The following is an 18,892-nucleotide window of genomic DNA, read 5'->3' as shown; positions in this document are numbered from 1 at the left end:
TGCGAGGCCAGCGCGTGCACCTGTCAGCGCTTGGCCAGGCTCAGCTGTTGATCCTTCGGCAGGACGCGCTTGGCGACTACGTAGTGTTTCTGCCAGTACGGCTTGCTCAGTTGGTCGATGCTGACCGACTTGCCACGACGCGGTGCATGGATGAAGCGGTCGTTGCCCAGGTAAATGGCAACATGATTGACCCGGCGGCTCTTGATGTTGAAGAAGATCAGGTCGCCTGGCTTCAGATCGCCCTTGGCAACCTTGACGCCGTGACCCTGGGCCATGGCATTGGAGGTACGCGGTAAATCGACGTCTGCCACGTCGTTGAACGCATATTTCACCAGCCCGCTGCAGTCAAAGCCCTTGCCTGGCGTGCTGCCGCCCCAGCGATAAGGGGTGCCGAGCACATTCACCGCGCGGCTTAGCACGTTGCTGCTCTGCTTGGCGGACATGGCCACAGCCGGCAAGGCGTTGGCAGCATTGCTTGGCCGGGCACGCAGATTGGCCGATTTGGCTGCTGCATGTTTGACCGGTGCATGCTTCACGGTGGCGTTGGTGGTGTAGCCAGTGAAGCCGTTGGGAAGTCGTTGCTCACGATTGGTGGCGTGGGCTGCCAGGGGTAACAAGAGGCAGAGGGTCAGCCATGTCTTGAATAAAGGCGGCATAGATGAAGCTCTTGAAAGATGATTAGGTGATGACGCGCAACTTTATAACAGCTTTTTGCTCAAAAAATGATCCGTTGGTCGACTGCAAGGAACCATGCGTCGGCTTCACATGAAAAAGTCACATTTATTCTGAGAATATTTTTGGCTAAGCCACGAGGGCTAGGAATGAATACTTATCAACAAGGGGCGCCTTATCACGACACCCATAGCAAGGTACTGGGGTACCTTTTGTGGATTTTCGGCTTCCTCGGCGCGCACCGTTTCTACTACGGCAAGCCGATTACCGGGACTATCTGGTTCTTCACTCTGGGCCTGCTGGGCATTGGCTGGTTGATCGACCTGTTCCTGATCCCGGCGATGGACCGCGAGGCAGACATGCGCTTCCAGTCGGGTCGGGTCAACTACAGCCTGGCGTGGGTACTGCTGACCTTCCTCGGGCTGTTCGGCGTGCACCGGCTGTACATGGGTAAATGGATCACGGCGATCATCTACTTCTTTACCGGGGGCCTGTTCCTGCTTGGCATCCTCTACGACTTCTGGACGCTCAACCGGCAGATTTCCGATGTGAACAGCGGCCGGGTCTGACTGATCCGTTCCAGCCTCAATGACGAGCTGAAAAAAAGGCCTTGGCGCGATTCGCGGCAAGGCCTTTTCAGTTACTGACGGGTCTGTCGCTGTTGCAGCAGAAGGTTGCTGAAGCCGGCACCGGCCAGCTGCTTCTGGGCAACCGTGAGTTGTTCACGGTTGCTGAAAGGGCCGACCAGCACCCGGTACCAGGTCTCCTCCTTGACCGTGCCCGACTCGACCTTGACCACCTGGCCGAGCAGGATGATCTGCGCCCGCACCTTGTCAGCATCGGCCTCTTTGCGGAACGAACCGGCCTGGAGGAAGAACTGCGTGGTTGCCGCTGGCTTGATCACCGGCGGTGGCGGCGGCGGAGTCTGCCCGAGCAGGGCTGCCTGCGCGCGCGCTGTGTCGATTTTCGCAGCCTCGGCCGGGGTCACCGGCTGCGCCGGTACCGGCGGAGTTTTCTCCGGCACGGCCTCAGGCGGCACGATCACTTCCGACTCAGGCAGCAAGGTGTAGAAGTCGTACTTTGGCTTGACCGGTACCTGCGGCGTGGCCGCGGTAGTCTTGGCTGCTTCGGCAGTCCTGCCCGGTTTTTGCTGTTCCGGCTTGGCCCGCTTGATGTCATCACCGCCAGGCTCGAGCTTCATCAGGAAGACAATGAACGCGCCAACCGTCAGGCCGACCGCCAGCCAGATCCAACCCGGGATCGGCTGTTTGGCAGGGGCCTGTTGGCGGCTAGCGCCGCGCTTGGGTGCAGGTTTTTTCTTGGCAGCCAACTTACATGCGCTCCAGGGTTTCCAGGCCGAGCAACTCCAGGCCTTGCTTGAGCGTGCGGCCGGTCAGGGCGGCCAGGCGCAGGCGGCTCTGTTGTTGTTCAGCGGTTTCGGCGGCGAGGATCGGGCAGTTCTCGTAGAAGCTGGAGAACAACCCGGCGATGTCGTACAGGTAGCTGCACAGCACGTGCGGGGTACCTTTGTCGGCGACGCTGTTGAGCACTTCGCCGAACTGCGCCAGGCGTGCGGCCAGGTCCTGCTCGTGTGGGGCCTGCAGCACGATCTGGCCGTCGAGCTGGTCGTAACCCTTGCCCAGCTTGCGGAACACGCCCGCGACCCGGGTGTAGGCGTACAGCAGGTACGGCGCGGTGTTGCCTTCGAAGTTGAGCATCAGTTCGAAGTTGAAGCTGTAATCGCTGGTGCGGTGCTTGGACAGGTCGGCGTATTTCACCGCGCCAATACCGACCACTTCGGCGATCTGGCGCAGTTCGTCTTCGGCCAGGCTCGGGTTCTTTTCCTTGACCAGCGCATAGGCGCGGTCCTTGGCCTCGTTGAGCAGGTCGATCAGCTTGACGGTGCCGCCATCACGGGTCTTGAACGGGCGGCCATCGGCGCCGTTCATGGTGCCGAAGCCCATGTGTTCCATCTGCATCGGGTGGCCGACAAAGCCTGCGCGGCGGGCCACTTCAAATACCTGGTTGAAGTGCAGTGCCTGACGCTGGTCGACGAAGTACAGCGCGCGATCGGCCTTGAGCACGTTGCTGCGGTAGCGCACGGCGGCAAGGTCGGTAGTGGCGTACAGGTAGCCGCCATCGGCCTTTTGCACGATCACCGGCAGCGGCTCGCCATCGGCGGTCTTGAATTCCTCGAGGAACACGCACTGCGCACCCTGGCTTTCGACCAGCAGGCCTTTGCTCTTGAGGTCGCTGATGACGTTGGCCAGATCAGCGTTGTAGGCGCTTTCGCCCATCACGTCGGCCATGCTCAGCTTGACGTTGAGCAGCTCGTAGGTCTTCTGGCAGTGCGACAGCGAGATGTCCTTGAAGCGCGTCCACAACGCCAGGCAGTCGGGGTCGCCGGCTTGCAGCTTGACCACCAGACCACGGGCGCGGGTGGCGAATTCTTCGGATTCGTCGAAGCGCTTCTTCGCGGCGCGGTAGAAGTTTTCCAGGTCAGACAGCTCGTCGCTGGTGATCGGATTTTCCTGCAGGTAGGCCATCAGCATGCCGAACTGGGTGCCCCAGTCGCCGACGTGGTTCTGGCGGATCACCGTGTCGCCGAGAAACTCCAGCACTCGCGCAACGCTGTCACCGATGATGGTCGAGCGCAGGTGGCCGACGTGCATTTCCTTGGCCAGGTTCGGCGCCGACAGGTCGACCACGACCTTCTCGGCCGGACCAGCCTTGCGCACGCCAAGCTGGCTATCGGCCAGGGCAGCATCAAGGCGCTCGGCCAGGGCGGCGGTGTTCTGGAAGAAGTTAAGGAAGCCCGGACCGGCGATCTCGACTTTGCTGATGTCAGCGCTGGTCGGCAGTGCTGCGATGAGCTTTTCGGCGAGGTCTCGCGGCTTCATCCCGGCTGGCTTGGCCAGCATCATGGCGATGTTGCTGGCGAAGTCACCGTGGGTCTTGTCGCGGGCGTTTTCCACCTGAATCGCCGGGGTCAGGCCGTCAGGCAGCACACCGTCGGCGACGAGTTGGGTGAGGGCTTGCTGGATCAGCTGGCGAATGGTGTCTTTCATCGGAATCTCTTTTCGACCGCAAGCGCGGCGGAGCGCTTCGATGCGCAGGTGGAAAAACTGAGCATTATCCGTGGCTGAGCCGTGGTTGCCAACCTTTGCGGGTATCAACGGCGCGTCAACAGCTCAGTACAGGTCGACCGGATCGACGTCCAGCGACCAGCGCACCTGACGCCCGCTGGGCATCTGTTCCAGCTCCAGCAGCCAGGCGCTGATCAGCCGGTGCAGCGGCGCGCGGGCGCTGGCCTGCAACAATAGCTGCGCGCGAAAGCGCCCGGCGCGGCGTTCCATCGGTGCCGGCACCGGGCCGAGCAACTCGATGCCCTGGCCGCCTTGTTCTGCCAGCAAGCGCTCGGCGGCGCTGCACGCTTCATCCAGAAACCCTTCGGCCTGGCCCGGCTTGTGCGCTTCGGCGCGCAGCAGGGCGAGGTGGGCGAAGGGCGGCAGGCCGGCGCCGCGGCGTTCGCTCAGGGCCTGTTCGGCAAAGGCGAAGTAGCCTTCTTCAGTCAACTGCACCAGCAGCGGGTGCTCGGCCAGGTGGGTCTGCACGATGACCTTGCCCGGCTCTTCGGCGCGCCCGGCGCGGCCGGCGACCTGCACGATCAACTGGGCCATGCGCTCGCTGGCGCGGAAGTCGCCAGAGAACAGCCCGCCATCGGCATCGAGGATCGCCACCAGGGTAACTCGCGGAAAATGGTGGCCCTTGGCGAGCATCTGCGTGCCGACGAGGATGCTCGGCTGGCCGCGCTGGATGGTGGTGAACAGGTTGTGCATGGCGTCTTTGCGCGATGTGCTGTCGCGGTCCACGCGCAATACCGGGAAGTCCGGGAACAGTACTTTCAGGCGCTCTTCGGCGCGCTCGGTGCCGGCACCCACTGGGCGCAGGTCGACATGCGCGCACTTGGGGCAGCGCAGCGGCAGGCGCTCGTCATAGCCGCAGTGGTGGCAGCGCAGCACGCCGGAACGCTGGTGCACGGTCATGCGTGCATCACAGCGCGGGCAGCCCGACATCCAGCCACAGTCGTGGCACAGCAGTGTCGGGGCAAAACCGCGCCGGTTGAGGAATACCAGCACCTGCTGGCCGGCTTCGAGGGTCTTGCCGATGGCCTGTTGCAGCGGGCCACTGATGCCGCTGTCCAGCGGCCGGCTGCGCACGTCGAGGCGCAGGAAGCGCGGCTGTTTCGCACCCCCGGCGCGGTGGTTCATGCGCAGCAGGCCGTAACGGCCGGTGTGGGCGTTGTGCAGGCTCTCCAGCGAGGGCGTGGCCGATCCGAGCAGAATGGGTACGTTCTCTTGATGCGCGCGTACCAGCGCCAGATCGCGGGCGTGGTAGCGCAGGCCCTCCTGCTGTTTATATGAGCCGTCGTGCTCTTCGTCGATGATGATCAGGCCAGGTTTTTTCATTGGCGTGAACAGCGCCGAACGGGTGCCGATAATGATGTCGGCTTCGCCATCCCGCGCCGCCAGCCAGGCATCCAGGCGCTCACGGTCGTTCACCGCCGAGTGCAGCAGAGCGATGCGCGCATTGAAGCGCTGCTCGAAGCGCGCCAGGGTCTGCGGGCCGAGGTTGATCTCGGGGATCAGCACCAGCGCCTGCTTGCCGGCCTCCAGGGTTTCGCGGATCAGTTGCAGGTAGACCTCGGTCTTGCCGCTGCCGGTAACCCCTGCCAACAGAAACGCATGGAAGCTGCCAAAGCCCGAGCGCACGGCTTCGAAGGCTGCCCGCTGTTCGTCGTTGAGCGGCAGCTCCGGCTGCGCCAGCCAGTGTTCATGGCGGGTAGCCGGGCGTTGCCGGCGCACCTCGAGCTGGACCAGCTGTTTGGCCAGCAGCAGGTCGAGGCTGTCCTTGTTCAGGCCCAGTTTACTCAACAGGCTGTGGGCAACGCCGTGCGGGTGCTGCGACAAGGTCTGCAGGGCTTCGCGCTGACGCGGCGCGCGGGCAATCCGCGGGTCGTCCAGGCGCGCGTCAGCGGTGACCTGCCAGAACCGCTCCTGGCGGATTTCGGCTGCTTCGCCCTGGCGCAGCAGCACTGGCAGCGCCCAGCTCAGGGTATCGCCCAGGCTGTGCTGATAGTACTGAGCGGTCCACAGGCACAGCTTGAACAGCGCTGGCGGCAGCGGCGAGGTTGGGTCGAGCAGGGCAATCGCAGGCTTGAGCTTGTCGGCCGGCACCTCACTGGTGGCGCAGACCTCGACCAGGATGCCGATCATCTCGCGGCGACCAAACGGCACGCGGATACGCATGCCCGGGGTCAGCGGCTGGCGGGCCATGGCAGCCGTGGCCCGGTAGTCGAACAGGCGACGCAGGGGCGAGGGCAGGGCAAGGCGCAGGATGACGTCGGACACGCAGAAGGTCTCTGAAGGGCATTTCGGAACAGTTCAGGGCAGCGCCGAGCCTAGCAGACGACGGTCGGTGCGTGCGACAACTTGCGCTGACGCTGCGCTCTGGTATTATTCCCCGCCTAATTACGTGCGGTATTCAACAATAGGTGTTGGGTGGCGGCACGCAGCTCGAGGAAGTGACCATGAAAGAGAATATTCATCCGAACTACGAAGTAGTTGCAGTCACCTGCAGCTGCGGCGCCAAATTCGAAACCCGTTCGACCCTGGCCAAGCCGCTGGCGATCGACGTGTGCTCCCTGTGCCACCCGTTCTACACTGGCAAGCAGAAAGTCCTGGACACCGGTGGTCGCGTACAGAAGTTCGCAGATCGCTTCGGCATGTTCGGTGCCAAGAAGTAAGATTGCGCATGGCGAAGCCCTTGGCTCTCGCGCTGCTGCAACGAAAAGCGTCCCTTGTGGGCGCTTTTTTTATGGCCGCGATTTGTGCCATGCCGGCGCAGGCCTTCTGCCCATTGCCGGTCAAGCCGCAGCAAGTCGCCGTGCGTCAGGTGTTGGATGGCGACACCGTGCGCCTGAGCGATGGCCGCAGCGTACGCCTGATCGGCATCAATGCCCCTGAGCTGGGGCGCAAGGGCCGCCCGAGCGAGCCCTATGCCGAAGCCGCCAGGCAGCGCCTGCAGGCTTTGATCAAGGCCAGTGATGGCCGGGTCGGGCTGGTGCGCGGAGCTGAGGCGAAAGACAAATATGGCCGCACTCTGGCGCATATCTATGGGCGTAATGGCGACAATCTTGAGGCGGTGCTGCTCAGTGAGGGCCTTGGCTTGCGCGTGGCCATAGCGCCCAATGTGCGCCTGGCGAGCTGTCAGGATGCGGCCGAGCAGGCGGCTCGTTCTGCTCGCCTCGGGCTGTGGCGGCAATCGCCGGTGCAGCGCGAGAGCGCCCTGCGCCAGTCCGGATTCGCCGTGCTCAGCGGCACCGTCAGGCGTATCGAGCGCAATCGGGGCGGGGTCTGGCTGGACCTTGGCGAACGCGTGGTGGTGCAGGTGCCCGCTCGTCTGCAGCGGCACTTCCCGGCGCGCTTCTTCGATAACCTCAAAGGGCGCCAGGTCGAGGTCCGCGGCTGGGTGATCGACCGTTCCCGCAAGGGTGTGATCAAGCCCGGGCAGCGTCGCTGGCTGCTGCCATTGACCGATCCGAGCATGCTCAAACGGGCCTCTGGCTAAAAAATTGTAGACATTAATGCCTGCAATTGTACACACTGAATCCCGCATGCCCCGTGGGTTGTAGCGTAAAGTCGTAGGCCATGGGCCTTGACACATGTGACCGGGCAGTCTTGTCGCCCCCCGGCACTTTGCGTATCCTCGGCGGTCCGTCAGAACAGTAAATAAGCGGAATTGCCCACCATGTCAGACCTGAAAACCGCCGCTCTCGAATATCATGCTCAGCCTCGTCCGGGGAAACTGAGCGTCGAGCTCACCAAGCCAACCGCCACTGCGCGCGACCTGTCCCTGGCCTACAGCCCGGGCGTTGCCGAACCTGTGCGCGAGATCGGTCGTGATCCAGAGCTGGCTTACAAGTACACCGGCAAGGGCAACCTGGTCGCAGTGATCTCCGACGGTACCGCCATTCTTGGCCTGGGTGACCTCGGCCCACTGGCTTCCAAGCCGGTCATGGAAGGCAAGGGCGTTCTGTTCAAGCGTTTCGCCGGTATCGATGTATTCGACATCGAAGTCGAGTCGGAAAGCCCACAGGCCTTCATCGACACCGTGCGCCGTATCTCGATCACCTTCGGCGGTATCAACCTCGAAGACATCAAAGCGCCAGAGTGCTTCGAAATCGAACGCACCCTGATCGAGCAGTGCGACATTCCGGTATTCCACGATGACCAGCATGGCACCGCCATCGTCACCGCGGCTGGCATGATCAACGCCCTCGAAATCGCCGGCAAGAAGCTCGAAGACGCGCAGATCGTCTGCCTGGGCGCCGGCGCTGCCGCGATCTCCTGCATGAAGCTGCTGGTCAGCATGGGTGCCAAGGTCGAGAACATCTTCATGATCGACCGTACCGGTGTTATCCACTCCGGCCGTGAAGACCTGAACCAGTACAAGGCGCAGTTCGCCCACGCTACCGACAAGCGCAGCCTGGCTGATGCCCTGCAAGGTGCTGACGTATTCGTAGGTCTGTCCGGCCCGAATCTGCTGAGCGCTGAAGGCCTCAAGTCGATGGCTGCCAACCCGATCGTGTTCGCTTGCTCGAACCCGGATCCAGAGATCAGCCCGGAACTGGCTCACGCCACCCGTAACGACGTGATCATGGCTACCGGTCGTTCCGACTACCCGAACCAGGTCAACAACGTTCTGGGCTTCCCGTTCATCTTCCGTGGTGCTCTGGACGTTCGTGCCAAGCGCATCAACGAAGAGATGAAGATCGCTGCGGCCATCGCTCTGAAGGACCTGGCCAAGCAGCCAGTGCCTAAGGAAGTCTGCGATGCGTACGGCGTGCAGGCCCTGGAGTTTGGTCGTGAGTACATCATTCCGAAGCCGATGGATCCACGTTTGATTACTCTGGTTTCTGATGCGGTGGCCAAGGCTGCGATCGAAAGCGGTGTTGCTACCCTGCCTTATCCGAAGCACTACCCGCTGAAAAGCGTGGACGATGTGTTCAACGGTTAATAGGCATGGCGTTATGAAAAACCGGCTCTGATGGGCCGGTTTTTTTATGGCTGGGGTTTGGGTGGGGTGTTGGCTGGCGGGTGGGGCTTTCTGGAGGTGTGGGCTTATCCGTTATCGTTGTCGGCCGTGCGGGCCCCTTTCGCCTTTACGGTGAGTTACTTCTCTGGCAAACGCCCCAAACACGTAACCAAAAAACTCGCTCCCACAGACATTGCTCAGAACCCGGTGGGAGCGGGCTTGCCCGCGAAGGGGCGCGCAGCGCCCCTGGCTTTTGGGCTTAGAACAGGTCCATCGGCGCTGCTTCGTCCGCTGGCAGCGGGCTGCCAGGTGCTGCGCCGTTGCCCAGTTCATCCACCGACGGCGGCGAATCTTCGGCCTTGAACAGTTCGAAGTAGGCGTTCGGCGTGCTTGGGGTCGCTGCGCGGCCGCTGACCGGATCGACCCGCAGGCTGAGGATGCCTTCAGGTTCGGCCGGAGCGTGGTTGGGTTTGTCTTTCAAGGCGGCGCCCATGAAGCTCATCCAGATCGGCAGAGCCGCAGTGCCGCCGTATTCGCGGCGGCCGAGGGTTTCTGGCTGGTCGAAGCCAACCCAGACAGTGGTCACGTAGTCGGCGTTGTAGCCGGAGAACCAGGCGTCCTTCGATTCGTTGGTGGTACCGGTCTTGCCAGCCAGATCGGTGCGGCCCAGAGCCATCGCCCGGCGGCCGGTGCCGCGCTTGATCACGTCCTGCAGCATGCTGGTGAGGATGTAGCTGGTGCGCGGGTCGATGATCTGTTCGGCGAGCACTGGTGTCTGCGCACTGAACTGGGCGTTGGCGGTCGGCGCTTCGCCCGGCATGCCGCTGCTGCTGATCGGCTGCTCTGGCGCGGCGATGCCGGCCTCATCGCTGCCGCCGCCCTGCGGCACATGTGCAGGGTTGGCAGTAAACAGGGTATCGCCGTTGCGGCTCTCGATGCGCTCGATCAGGTACGGGCTGATCTTGTAGCCGCCGTTGGCGAAGGTGCTCCAGCCGGTGGCAATTTCCATCGGGGTCAGGGTCGCGGTGCCGAGCGCCAGCGACAGGTTGCGCGGCAGGTCCTGCTTGTTGAAGCCGAACTTGGCGATGTAGTCGATGGTGCGGTCGACGCCCATCGCCTGCAGCAGGCGGATCGAGACCAGGTTGCGCGACTTGTACAGCGCTTCGCGCATGCGGATCGGGCCAAGGAAGGTGTTGGTGTCGTTTTTCGGCCGCCAGACCTTGTCCAGGTACTCATCGACAAACACGATCGGCGCGTCGTTGACCAGGCTCGCGGCGGTGTAGCCGCTGTCCAGGGCCGCGCTGTAGACGAACGGTTTGAAGCTCGAGCCCGGCTGACGCTTGGCCTGCATGGCGCGGTTGTAGTTGCTCTGCTCGAACGAGAAGCCACCGACCAGGGCGCGGATCGCGCCGTTGTACGGGTCGAGGGTGACCAACGCACTCTGCGCGCCCGGGACCTGGCTGAACTTGAGCTTGCCTTCATCCAGGCGCTGCACGCGGATCAGGTCGCCGACCTGGGCGACATCGGCAGGCGATTGTGGTGCCCGGCCTTGAGCGTTGGTGTTCAGATACGGCCGCGCCCATTTCATGGTGTCCCACGCCACGTCCTGCTCTTCACCGTTGCGGGTGAGCACTTTCAGGCCGGTCTTGTCGACCTGGGTGACGATGGCTGGCTCCAGCCCGCCAAGGGTGCGCTGCTTGCCCAGCTCCTGCAGCCAGGCGGCGTGGGTCTTGCCCGGGAAGCGTGACTCAGGGCCGCGGTAGCCATGGCGCTCATCGTAATCGGACAAGCCATTGAGCACGGCGCTGTTGGCCATGTTCTGCATATCGCTAGGCACCGTGGTGGTCACCCGGAAGCCTTCGGTGTAGGCCTCACTGCCATAACGACCAACCATTTCAGCACGGGCCATTTCGGCAATGTACGGCGCGTTCACTTCCGGCGTCGGCACGTGGTAGCTGGCGTTCAGCGGCTCGGCCAGGGCGGTCTCGTAGCTGGTTTGGTCGATCTTGCCGAGTTTGTACATGCGCCCGAGGATCCAGTCGCGGCGCTCTTTGGCCCGGGTCGGGTTGGCCAGCGGGTTGAAGCGCGAAGGGGCCTTCGGCAGGCCGGCGATCATGGCCATCTGCGCCAGGCTGACGTCGCGGATCGACTTGCCGTAGTAGACCTGCGCTGCGGCGTCGATGCCGTAGGCGCGGTTACCCAGGTAGATCTTGTTGACGTACAGCTCAAGGATCTCGTCCTTGGTCAGTTCGCGTTCGATCTGCAGGGCCAGCAGGATTTCGTTGGTCTTGCGGGAGAAGCTGCGCTCGCTGGTAAGGAAGAAGTTCTTCGCCACCTGCATGGTGATCGTGCTGCCACCCGTCTGGATATGACCAGATTTGACCAGTTGGGTCGCGGCACGCATCAAGCTGCTCGGATCGACCCCGTAATGGTTGAGGAAATTGTCGTCTTCGGCTGACAGAAGCGCCTGAATGAACTGTGGGGGAATTTCCGCGAAGCGGATCGGCGAGCGGCGCATTTCGCCAAACTCGGCAATCAGCTTGCCATCGCTGCTGTAAACCCTCAGGGGGATCTGCAACTGGATGCTTCTGAGCGAGTCGACCGAGGGCAGGCTGGGACTAAGATACAGAAACGCCCCGCTCAGACCGAGTACGAGGGCACAGATGACTGCGACGAAAGACCACCAGAAGAACTTCAGCAGGCGTATCAAGGCTTTTGGGTGTCCAGGTTGAGAAATGGAGTGCGCACAGGTCCGGCGGACAGGCAAAAACGCTGGGCATTATAAGCAGTTTTCGCCCCATCGGGCGACCGTCGGGGCGACCGGTCCGGCCAATGGCGCGGGCTGACAATCATGGAGCAGGGAGACAGCGATGCTTGGACGCTTGGGCAAGGATGCCGGTTCATTGTTGGGTGTGGAAATAGCCGCCGACTCGGTGCGCATGCTGCAATTGCATGGGCGCCAGGGGACTGAGCAGGTCGTTGGCTGGGCGTATCAGCCGCTGCCGGGGGCAGTTGGCAATGACTGGGCGCAAGCCCCAGATGCTCTGATAGACGCGCTGCGCTGCGCCTTTGAGCGCTGCGGCAGTCGGTGTCCGCAGGTTGCAGTTGCGCTGCCGGGCGGGGCGACGTTGTGCAAGCTTTGTTGCCTCCCAGCAGGCTTGTCGGCGGCTCAACTGGAGCAGCGCCTGCTGGTCGATGCCGAGCAGATGTTCCCGTTTGCCCTGGAAGACCTGGCGTTGGACTTTCAAGTGCTCGGCCCGGCAGTCGAGCCGGTGGGGCATGTCAATGTGCTGGTTGCCGCTTGCCGCCAGCGCTCACTGGATCAGCTCGAGCAGCTGCTGGAGGCCGCAGGCCTGTGCGCGGTGGCAGTCGAAGTCGACAGCATCGCCCTGCGCCGGCTGGTGCCCGACGGCCAGGCCTTGCTGCGTATCGAGCAGGGCGGGGCAGCGTTACATAGCTGGTCGGCAAGTGGCCTGCCGCAGCGTCAGGAACTGACTTTTGGCGCCCATGAGCCGGACGATGCACGCCTGCAGCGCGTGCTTGAGTTGTGCGCAGCGGCGCTGCCAGGCGAGCACGGTGTGCAGGTGGTCGCGGCCAGCGAACAGGCATCACGCTGGCTACCCGCTTTCGCTGCTCGATTGCCCTGCGATGCGCTGTCGCCGTTGCACGGTCTGGGCTCGGCTGGCCTGAGCAATCGGGCCGAGCTGGCGCGGGTGGCGCCGCACATGGCGCTGGCCTGCGCTCTGGCACTCGGCGGTGCCTGCTGATGCTGCGTTTGAACCTGCTGCCCTGGCGCGAACGGCAGCGGCTGGCGGCGCTGCGACGGTTTCAGCTGGCACTGATTGGCAGCCTGCTGCTGGCGCTCGCCGGCGTGATCATGCTTGACCAGCTGGCGCGCCAGCGTGGTCAGCAGCAACTGGCGGCGATTGCCGAGCGCCAGGCTGACGTCGCCCGACTCGACATCCAACTGCAGCAGTTGAGGGCGGTGCAGGGCAGCCACGCTGATGTAATGGCGCAGTCAGCAGCGCTGCAAGCGCTGCGCAATGGCCAAGACCTGCTGCCGAGGATGTTCGCTGAGCTGGAGCGGGCACTCGGTGCCAGTTTGCAGCTGACCGAGATGTCCATCCAGGAGGGGCAGTTGCAACTGCTCGGGTTGGCGGCGTCGCCTGCGGTAGTGGCGCAGTTCATCCGCGATCTGCAGCAATCAAGGCAATTCGACGCGCTTGAACTGAAGCATATCCGTGCAGTTGCCGATGGCGATGAGTTCCTGTTGCTGGCACGTCTGTCGGCGCTTGAGCTGTGAGCGGGCCATGGCCTCCCGACTGGCAGCAAGTGGTGAGCAGTTCGCTGCTGGCCAGGCTGGCGATGCTGCTCGTACCGCTGCTGATTGTGGCCAGTGTGGCCTGGCTGATGCGCTTTGAGGGTGTGCAGCGCACCTACCGGATGCAGACGGCAACACTGCAGGCACTGGAGCAGGCGTTCGGGGTCAAGGCGCTAGGCGTGCAGGACTTGCCCGCCGCGCAGGAGGCACTTGCTGACAGTAAGGTGCAGTTGCAGGACGCCCGCTGGCGCTTGGCGGCTGGGCAGGAAATGAGCGACCTGCTCGATCAGTTGGCGCGGTTAGGCCATGCCCATGGGCTGCTGATCGAGCAGGTGGATGTCGGCGAGCCGAGCCAGGCGGCCGGCTACCTGGTCGCGCCGCTGCAGTTGCAGGTGATCGGCAATTACCCGGCGCTGCGGGCATGGCTGGATGACTGGCTGGGTCAGATCCGCCTGCTGCACGTCTCGACCCTGCAGCTTGCCGCAGCAGACCAGCCCGGGATACTGCGGCTGCGCTTGCACGTGCAGGCCTTTGACGCGGGCCAGCAGTTACCGGCGCCGACCTCGCTAGCGCATGAAGCCGCCAGGCAGCGGGCACCGCCGGCGCAGGTCGATCCATTCCAGGCCTGGTCTGCACGCAGCGCAGCCGATGGTCTGGCCCGGGTGCCGCTGGCTCAGTTGCAGATGGTCGGCAGCCTCGCCCGCGATGGCCAGTATCAGGCTCTGGTGTGGTGGTCCGGGCGTTTGTATCGCGTGCGCGCGGGTGACCCATTGGGTCGCGACCAGGGTGTGGTTGTGCGGGTTGACGAACGGCAGATGGAGGTGCGCGAGCAGGTCTTGCTTGGTGGAGCCTGGCAGGAGCGATCAACCCTGGTTGGGTTACGAAAGCATGTGACGCAAGGAGGCATGGATGAAGCTCGGACAACTGGCAATGCTGCTGGCGACGGTTCTGGCGATGCACGGGGCGCAAGCGAAGACCTATCAGGGTGAACCGCTGTCGCTGAATTTTCAGGATGTTGAAGTTCGCGCAGTGCTGCAGGTGCTGGCCGACTATGCTGGGATCAACCTGGTGGTCAGTGATACGGCAAACGGCAACGTTACTCTGAGGTTGATACAGGTGCCCTGGGATCAGGCGCTGGATCTGGTCCTGCGCAGCAAAGGGCTGGCGAGCCGGCAGGAAGGCAATGTGCTGCTGGTAGCGCCGGCGGCCGAGCTGGCTGGGCAATCCCGCGAAGAACGGCTGGGTCGGGAGCTGGACGCCCAGTTGCAGCCGCTCGAACGCGCGTTGTTGCCAGTGCATCACGCCAAGGCAGCGGAGCTGGCCGAGTTGCTGCTGGCGACCTTGGCCGACGACGGCATCCTGACCGGGCGCGGCAGCCTGGGTGTCGATGCGCGGACCAACACGCTGGTGGCACATCAACCGGCAGAGCGACTTGCCGAGCTGCGCCGACTGGTCACCGAGCTGGATGTGCCGGTGCGGCAGGTGCTGATCGAAGCACGCATTGTCGAAGCCAACGTCGACTATGAAAAAAGCCTCGGGGTGCGCTGGGGCAAGCCGTTCAGCGGCGCCGAAGGCCGCAGCGGCAAAGGGCTGTTCGTCGATCTCGGCGTGGATCGGCCAACTTCAGCGGTGGGCCTGGGGTTGCTGCGCGGCGACGCCTTGCTGGATCTGGAGCTCAGCGCGATGGAAAAGAGCGGCAATGGCGAAATCATCTCGCAGCCCAAGGTGGTGACCGCCGACAAGGAGACCGCGCGCATCCTCAAGGGCACCGAAGTGCCATATCAGGAAACCAGCAAGAGCGGCGCGACCTCGGTGTCGTTTCGCGAAGCCTCGCTATCGCTCGAAGTTACCCCGCAGATCACCGCCGATGGTCAGGTAATCATGACCGTGCGCGTGACCAAGGACGAGCCGGATTACGTCAATGCACTCAACGATGTTCCACCGATTCGCAAGAACGAGGTCAACGCCAAGGTGCGCGTGGCCGACGGCCAGACCATCGTCATCGGTGGCGTCTACTCGACTACGCAAAACAATGTGGTCGACAAGGTGCCATTTTTCGGTGATCTGCCGTATGTTGGGCGGCTGTTTCGACGCGATGCATTACAAGAGAAAAAATCCGAGCTGCTGGTCTTCCTGACTCCGCGTATCATGAGTGACCAGGCGATTGCTGTGAGTCGTTGATTCTGTGCGAAATTTGATACTTGTAGGGCCCATGGGCGCTGGCAAAAGCACCATCGGACGCCTGTTGGCCAAAGAGCTGCGCCTGCTGTTCAAGGATTCCGACAAGGAAATCGAACTGCGGACGGGCGCCAATATCCCGTGGATCTTCGACAAGGAAGGCGAGCCGGGCTTTCGCGATCGTGAAGAAGCGATGATTGCCGAGCTCTGTGAGCTGGACGGCGTAGTCGTGGCTACCGGCGGCGGTGCAGTCATGCGTGATGCCAATCGGCGTGCTCTGCATGCCGGTGGCCGGGTGATCTATCTGCACGCCTCGGTTGAGCAGCAGGTCGGGCGCACGGCACGCGATCGCAATCGGCCGCTGTTGCGCACCGCCAATCCGGAAGCGACCCTGCGTGCTTTGCTCGAGTCGCGAGATCCGCTCTATCGCGAGATCGCCGACGTGATCGTGGAAACCGACGAACGGCCGCCGCGCATGGTGGTCCAGGATATTCTCGAGCGCCTCGAGCAGTTGCCGCCCCGCTAAGCCGGGACTATTCTCGGCCACCAACGCCGAGGCAGGGGTTCAACCTTACCGCGTGTGTCGTCCAGGCGACGCCGCGCTCCAGACATTGTGGGGATACATGCAGACACTTAAGGTCGATCTGGGCGAACGCAGCTACCCGATCTACATTGGCGAAGGCCTGCTGGACCAGCCTGAACTGCTGGCCCCGCACATTGCCGGCCGGCAGGTCGCCATTGTCTCCAACGAAACTGTCGCGCCCCTGTATCTGCAGCGCCTGAGCCAGACCCTGGGTGCCTATTCGGTGTTGCCGGTGGTACTGCCGGACGGTGAAGCACACAAGAACTGGCAAACCCTGCAACTGATTTTCGATGGCCTGCTGACGGCTCGCCACGACCGCCGCACCACCGTGATCGCGCTGGGCGGCGGGGTCATCGGTGACATGGCCGGTTTCGCCGCCGCCTGCTACCAGCGTGGTGTCGACTTCATTCAGGTGCCGACCACACTGTTGTCCCAGGTCGATTCGTCGGTGGGTGGCAAGACCGGCATCAACCATCCGCTGGGCAAGAACATGGTCGGCGCGTTCTATCAGCCCAATGCGGTGCTGATCGACACCACCAGCCTGAAGACGCTGCCGGCGCGCGAGCTGTCGGCAGGCCTGGCCGAAGTGATCAAATACGGCCTGATCTGCGACAAGCCATTCCTCGCCTGGCTCGAAGAGAATATGACCGCCCTGCGTGGTCTCGACAACACGGCGCTGACCGAAGCGATTCGTCGCTCCTGCGCGGCCAAGGCCGCGGTTGTGGGCGCCGACGAGCGCGAAACCGGCCTGCGCGCCACGCTGAACCTCGGCCATACCTTTGGCCATGCCATCGAAACCCACATGGGCTATGGCGTCTGGCTGCATGGTGAGGCGGTGTCTGCAGGTACCGTGATGGCGCTGGAAATGTCCATGCGTCTGGGCTGGATTGATCAGGCCGAACGTGATCGCTCGATTCGCCTGCTGCAGGACGCAGGATTGCCGGTGGTGCCACCACAGGAAATGACCCCGGCGCATTTCATGGAGCATATGGCGGTCGATAAAAAGGTCCTCGACGGGCGCATGCGGCTGGTGCTGTTGCGCCAGCTCGGCGAAGCCGTGATTACCGACGACTATCCGCAAGAGATCCTTCAGGCCACGCTGGCAGCGGATTACCGCGCCATTGTGGCCCAGCTTTGAGGTTGTGACAGCGCAATGACCAGTTTGCATGCCGATGAGGCGTTTCTCGACCATTACCAGCTGAGCCACGATCCGTTCGCGCCCCGTGTGCCCGGTTTCAAGTTCTTCCCCGCCCAGCGCAAGCCAGTGCTCGGCCAACTGCATCACCTGGCGCGTTACAGCCACCTGATGCTGGTGGTCACAGGTCCGGTGGGCAGCGGCAAGACCCTGCTGCGTCAGGCGCTGGTCGCCAGCACCAACAAGCAGTCGGTGCAGAGCGTGGTGGTCTCGGCCCGCGGTGCCAGTGACGCGGCCAGCGTGCTCGGCCAGGTGGCTCAGGCGCTTGGCGTGGCGCAGCCGGAAGTGCAGGCGATCCTGTCGCAGGTGGTGCAACTGGCCCTGACCGGCCAGGAAGTCTATCTGTTGGTGGACGATGCGGAACAACTCGACGAGTCGGCACTCCAAGCGTTGCTGGAATTGGCGGCAGGCGTTGCCGAAGGGCGCCCGCACGTATTCCTGTTTGGCGAGCCTTCGCTGATTGCTGGGTTGGATCAGCTCAATGGTGAGGGAGATCGTTTCCACATCATCGAGCTTGAACCCTACAGCGAGGAGGAAACCCGCGAATACCTTGAACAACGCCTGGAAGGCGCTGGCCGCGGTATCGAGGTATTCACGGCCGAGCAGATCGCCGATATCCACGAACATGCGGATGGCTGGCCTGGCAACATCAACCAGGTTGCCCGCGACACTTTGATCGAAGCCATGATCGCCACGCGCAGCACGGCGAAGCGACCATCCATGGGGTTCAAGATGCCTAAGAAACACGTACTCGCGCTGTCTGCAGTTGTCGTGGTCGCCGTAGCGGCGGCGGTCCTGATGCCGAAGAAAGGCGCTGACAAGCCTGCTACCGACGCACCCGCAGCGCAGGCTCAACTGCCGCTGGGCGAAGGTCAGGCCAACAGCAGCAACCCGGCTATCGAGTTCTCCGGCTCGCAGCCAACACCACTGCCGCTCAATGGCCAGTCGCAACCGGTCATGCGCGAGCCGCTGGCCCAGGCTGCAGGCATGGGTGACGGTGAAGAAGCCAGCCCAGCCGGCAACACCGCATTGCAGCCTGCCAATCCACCAACCGTGACCACCATTGCCCCGCCTGAAGGCGTGCCGGCAGGCCCCGCCGCGGCTCCTGCGCAGCCAATCGCCAGCGCGCCAGCGCAACCGGTTGCACCTGCGCCCAAGCCTGCTCCGGCTCAGCCAGCGACCCAGCCAGCCAAGCCTGTTGCAGCGGCCAAACCGGCACCGGCGCCAACCCAGGTTGCCAGCGCCAAGCCTGCGTCGACTGCCGCTGGCGGCAGCGGCAACAGCGCCTGGTACGGCAGCCAGAAAGCCGGCAACTATGTAGTACAGATTCTCGGCACCAGCTCCGAGGCGTCGGCCCAGTCGTTCGTCAAGGCGCAGGGTGGCGACTATCGCTACTTCAAGAAAACCTTGCAGGGCAAACCGCTTTACGTCGTAACTTACGGCAACTTTGCCAACCGTGATGCAGCAGTTGCTGCAATCAAGAACTTGCCAGCGAAGGTCCAGGCTGGTAAACCTTGGCCACGTACCGTCGGCAGCGTCCAACAAGAGCTGACCACGACCCGCTGATACCTTCCGGGCGGCACCACCCCGCCGCCCAGTTGCTGAGCGACTCCTGACTTTCGTCTAGCCTGCTGCGTGTGATCGCGGCAGGCTTTTCTGTCCCAGACTGCCGGCCACAAGCCTCTAGTTGCAGTTCAGGCTGAAACGCTTCAGACTCCGAACCATGCCGTACCACGGCAAATGTTCAAAAACATTCAAAAATGCGACATAAATTTACAACGATTCGTCGTTTGAATTTGTGGGCTTCCCTGTCGCTGTGCAACAATGGTTTCACGTTGCCCCCCGC

Annotated in this window: 16 protein-coding genes; 11 read left to right on the top strand and 5 right to left on the bottom strand. The window is 63.1% G+C overall.

Annotated elements, in window-relative coordinates; genetic code table 11:
- Window positions 1-23: 23 nt before the first annotated feature.
- Window positions 24-656: a C40 family peptidase gene (locus ACIOAU_RS09420; RefSeq protein WP_103435688.1), complete on the bottom strand. Its 633-nt coding sequence runs from the start codon at window positions 654-656 to the stop codon at window positions 24-26.
- Window positions 657-821: 165 nt separating this feature from the next.
- Between ACIOAU_RS09420 and ACIOAU_RS09415 the strand changes: the two genes are divergently transcribed.
- Window positions 822-1,241 carry a TM2 domain-containing protein gene (locus ACIOAU_RS09415; protein WP_101315491.1) on the top strand — a complete coding sequence of 140 codons (420 nt, stop codon included), beginning with the start codon at window positions 822-824 and terminating at the stop codon, window positions 1,239-1,241.
- Window positions 1,242-1,312: 71 nt separating this feature from the next.
- Here the strand turns inward: ACIOAU_RS09415 and ACIOAU_RS09410 are convergent, their stop codons facing one another.
- From ACIOAU_RS09410 to ACIOAU_RS09400, 3 genes are all read right to left on the bottom strand, one after another.
- Window positions 1,313-2,002 (bottom strand): SPOR domain-containing protein, encoded by a 690-nt coding sequence (locus tag ACIOAU_RS09410; protein ID WP_101315493.1) that lies wholly within the window; start codon window positions 2,000-2,002, stop codon window positions 1,313-1,315.
- A gap of 1 nt (window position 2,003) precedes the next feature.
- Window positions 2,004-3,740 carry an arginine--tRNA ligase gene (argS, locus tag ACIOAU_RS09405; protein WP_101315495.1) on the bottom strand — a complete coding sequence of 579 codons (1,737 nt, stop codon included), beginning with the start codon at window positions 3,738-3,740 and terminating at the stop codon, window positions 2,004-2,006.
- Window positions 3,741-3,863: 123 nt separating this feature from the next.
- On the bottom strand, window positions 3,864-6,083 hold the full coding sequence (locus tag ACIOAU_RS09400; RefSeq protein ID WP_401181524.1) for a primosomal protein N': 2,220 nt from the start codon (window positions 6,081-6,083) through the stop codon (window positions 3,864-3,866).
- Window positions 6,084-6,262: 179 nt separating this feature from the next.
- Here ACIOAU_RS09400 and rpmE point away from each other — a divergent pair, with 179 nt between their 5' ends.
- From rpmE to ACIOAU_RS09385, 3 genes are all read left to right on the top strand, one after another.
- The gene (gene rpmE, locus ACIOAU_RS09395) at window positions 6,263-6,478 is read left to right on the top strand and encodes a 50S ribosomal protein L31 (protein WP_101315499.1); all 216 of its coding nucleotides are present in this window, start codon (window positions 6,263-6,265) and stop codon (window positions 6,476-6,478) included.
- A gap of 2 nt (window positions 6,479-6,480) precedes the next feature.
- Window positions 6,481-7,302: a thermonuclease family protein gene (locus ACIOAU_RS09390; RefSeq protein ID WP_259074643.1), complete on the top strand. Its 822-nt coding sequence runs from the start codon at window positions 6,481-6,483 to the stop codon at window positions 7,300-7,302.
- A 180-nt stretch (window positions 7,303-7,482) separates the two neighbouring features.
- Complete coding sequence (locus ACIOAU_RS09385; RefSeq protein ID WP_101315503.1) at window positions 7,483-8,751, top strand: malic enzyme-like NAD(P)-binding protein; 1,269 nt, start codon at window positions 7,483-7,485, stop codon at window positions 8,749-8,751.
- A 277-nt stretch (window positions 8,752-9,028) separates the two neighbouring features.
- Here ACIOAU_RS09385 and ACIOAU_RS09380 read toward each other — a convergent pair whose 3' ends face one another.
- Entirely contained in the window at window positions 9,029-11,479 is a 2,451-nt protein-coding gene (locus ACIOAU_RS09380) for a penicillin-binding protein 1A (RefSeq protein WP_188035154.1), read from the bottom strand.
- Between the two features lie 160 nt (window positions 11,480-11,639).
- Between ACIOAU_RS09380 and pilM the strand changes: the two genes are divergently transcribed.
- The 7 genes from pilM (at window position 11,640) to ACIOAU_RS09345 (ending at window position 18,612) form a co-directional block, all read left to right on the top strand.
- Window positions 11,640-12,536, top strand: a complete 897-nt coding sequence (gene pilM / locus ACIOAU_RS09375) for a type IV pilus biogenesis protein PilM (protein ID WP_401181519.1) — start codon at window positions 11,640-11,642, stop codon at window positions 12,534-12,536.
- A complete protein-coding gene (locus tag ACIOAU_RS09370; protein WP_401181516.1) occupies window positions 12,536-13,072 on the top strand; it encodes a PilN domain-containing protein in 537 nt (178 codons plus the stop codon). Before pilM ends, ACIOAU_RS09370 begins: the two co-directional genes overlap by 1 nt.
- Before the next feature lie 32 nt (window positions 13,073-13,104).
- Window positions 13,105-14,079, top strand: coding sequence for a pilus assembly protein PilP (locus ACIOAU_RS09365; protein ID WP_401181513.1), 975 nt, complete (start codon window positions 13,105-13,107; stop codon window positions 14,077-14,079).
- Window positions 14,000-15,271, top strand: coding sequence for a type IV pilus secretin PilQ (locus tag ACIOAU_RS09360; protein WP_150573352.1), 1,272 nt, complete (start codon window positions 14,000-14,002; stop codon window positions 15,269-15,271). The genes ACIOAU_RS09365 and ACIOAU_RS09360 overlap by 80 nt, the downstream gene beginning before the upstream one ends.
- Before the next feature lie 4 nt (window positions 15,272-15,275).
- A complete protein-coding gene (aroK, locus tag ACIOAU_RS09355) occupies window positions 15,276-15,794 on the top strand; it encodes a shikimate kinase AroK (RefSeq protein ID WP_101315515.1) in 519 nt (172 codons plus the stop codon).
- A 97-nt stretch (window positions 15,795-15,891) separates the two neighbouring features.
- Window positions 15,892-16,989: a 3-dehydroquinate synthase gene (gene aroB, locus ACIOAU_RS09350; RefSeq protein ID WP_101315517.1), complete on the top strand. Its 1,098-nt coding sequence runs from the start codon at window positions 15,892-15,894 to the stop codon at window positions 16,987-16,989.
- A 15-nt stretch (window positions 16,990-17,004) separates the two neighbouring features.
- A complete protein-coding gene (locus ACIOAU_RS09345) occupies window positions 17,005-18,612 on the top strand; it encodes an AAA family ATPase (protein WP_181088359.1) in 1,608 nt (535 codons plus the stop codon).
- Window positions 18,613-18,892 lie beyond the last annotated feature (280 nt).

The organism is Pseudomonas sp. NPDC088322 (genome assembly GCF_044740745.1).
GTDB classification, from domain to species: Bacteria; Pseudomonadota; Gammaproteobacteria; order Pseudomonadales; family Pseudomonadaceae; genus Aquipseudomonas; species Aquipseudomonas shirazensis.
The sequence above is the reverse complement of the archived record's forward strand: the minus strand, read 5'-3'. Positions and strand labels throughout refer to the sequence as shown.

Coding starts and splice junctions, on each gene's coding strand:
- ACIOAU_RS09420 (WP_103435688.1), bottom strand. CDS start 656: ATGCCGCCTTTATTCAAGACATGGCTGACCCTCTGCCTCTTGTTACCC.
- ACIOAU_RS09415 (WP_101315491.1), top strand. CDS start 822: ATGAATACTTATCAACAAGGGGCGCCTTATCACGACACCCATAGCAAG.
- argS (WP_101315495.1), bottom strand. CDS start 3,740: ATGAAAGACACCATTCGCCAGCTGATCCAGCAAGCCCTCACCCAACTC.
- rpmE (WP_101315499.1), top strand. CDS start 6,263: ATGAAAGAGAATATTCATCCGAACTACGAAGTAGTTGCAGTCACCTGC.
- ACIOAU_RS09385 (WP_101315503.1), top strand. CDS start 7,483: ATGTCAGACCTGAAAACCGCCGCTCTCGAATATCATGCTCAGCCTCGT.
- pilM (WP_401181519.1), top strand. CDS start 11,640: ATGCTTGGACGCTTGGGCAAGGATGCCGGTTCATTGTTGGGTGTGGAA.
- ACIOAU_RS09370 (WP_401181516.1), top strand. CDS start 12,536: ATGCTGCGTTTGAACCTGCTGCCCTGGCGCGAACGGCAGCGGCTGGCG.
- ACIOAU_RS09360 (WP_150573352.1), top strand. CDS start 14,000: ATGAAGCTCGGACAACTGGCAATGCTGCTGGCGACGGTTCTGGCGATG.
- aroB (WP_101315517.1), top strand. CDS start 15,892: ATGCAGACACTTAAGGTCGATCTGGGCGAACGCAGCTACCCGATCTAC.
- ACIOAU_RS09345 (WP_181088359.1), top strand. CDS start 17,005: ATGACCAGTTTGCATGCCGATGAGGCGTTTCTCGACCATTACCAGCTG.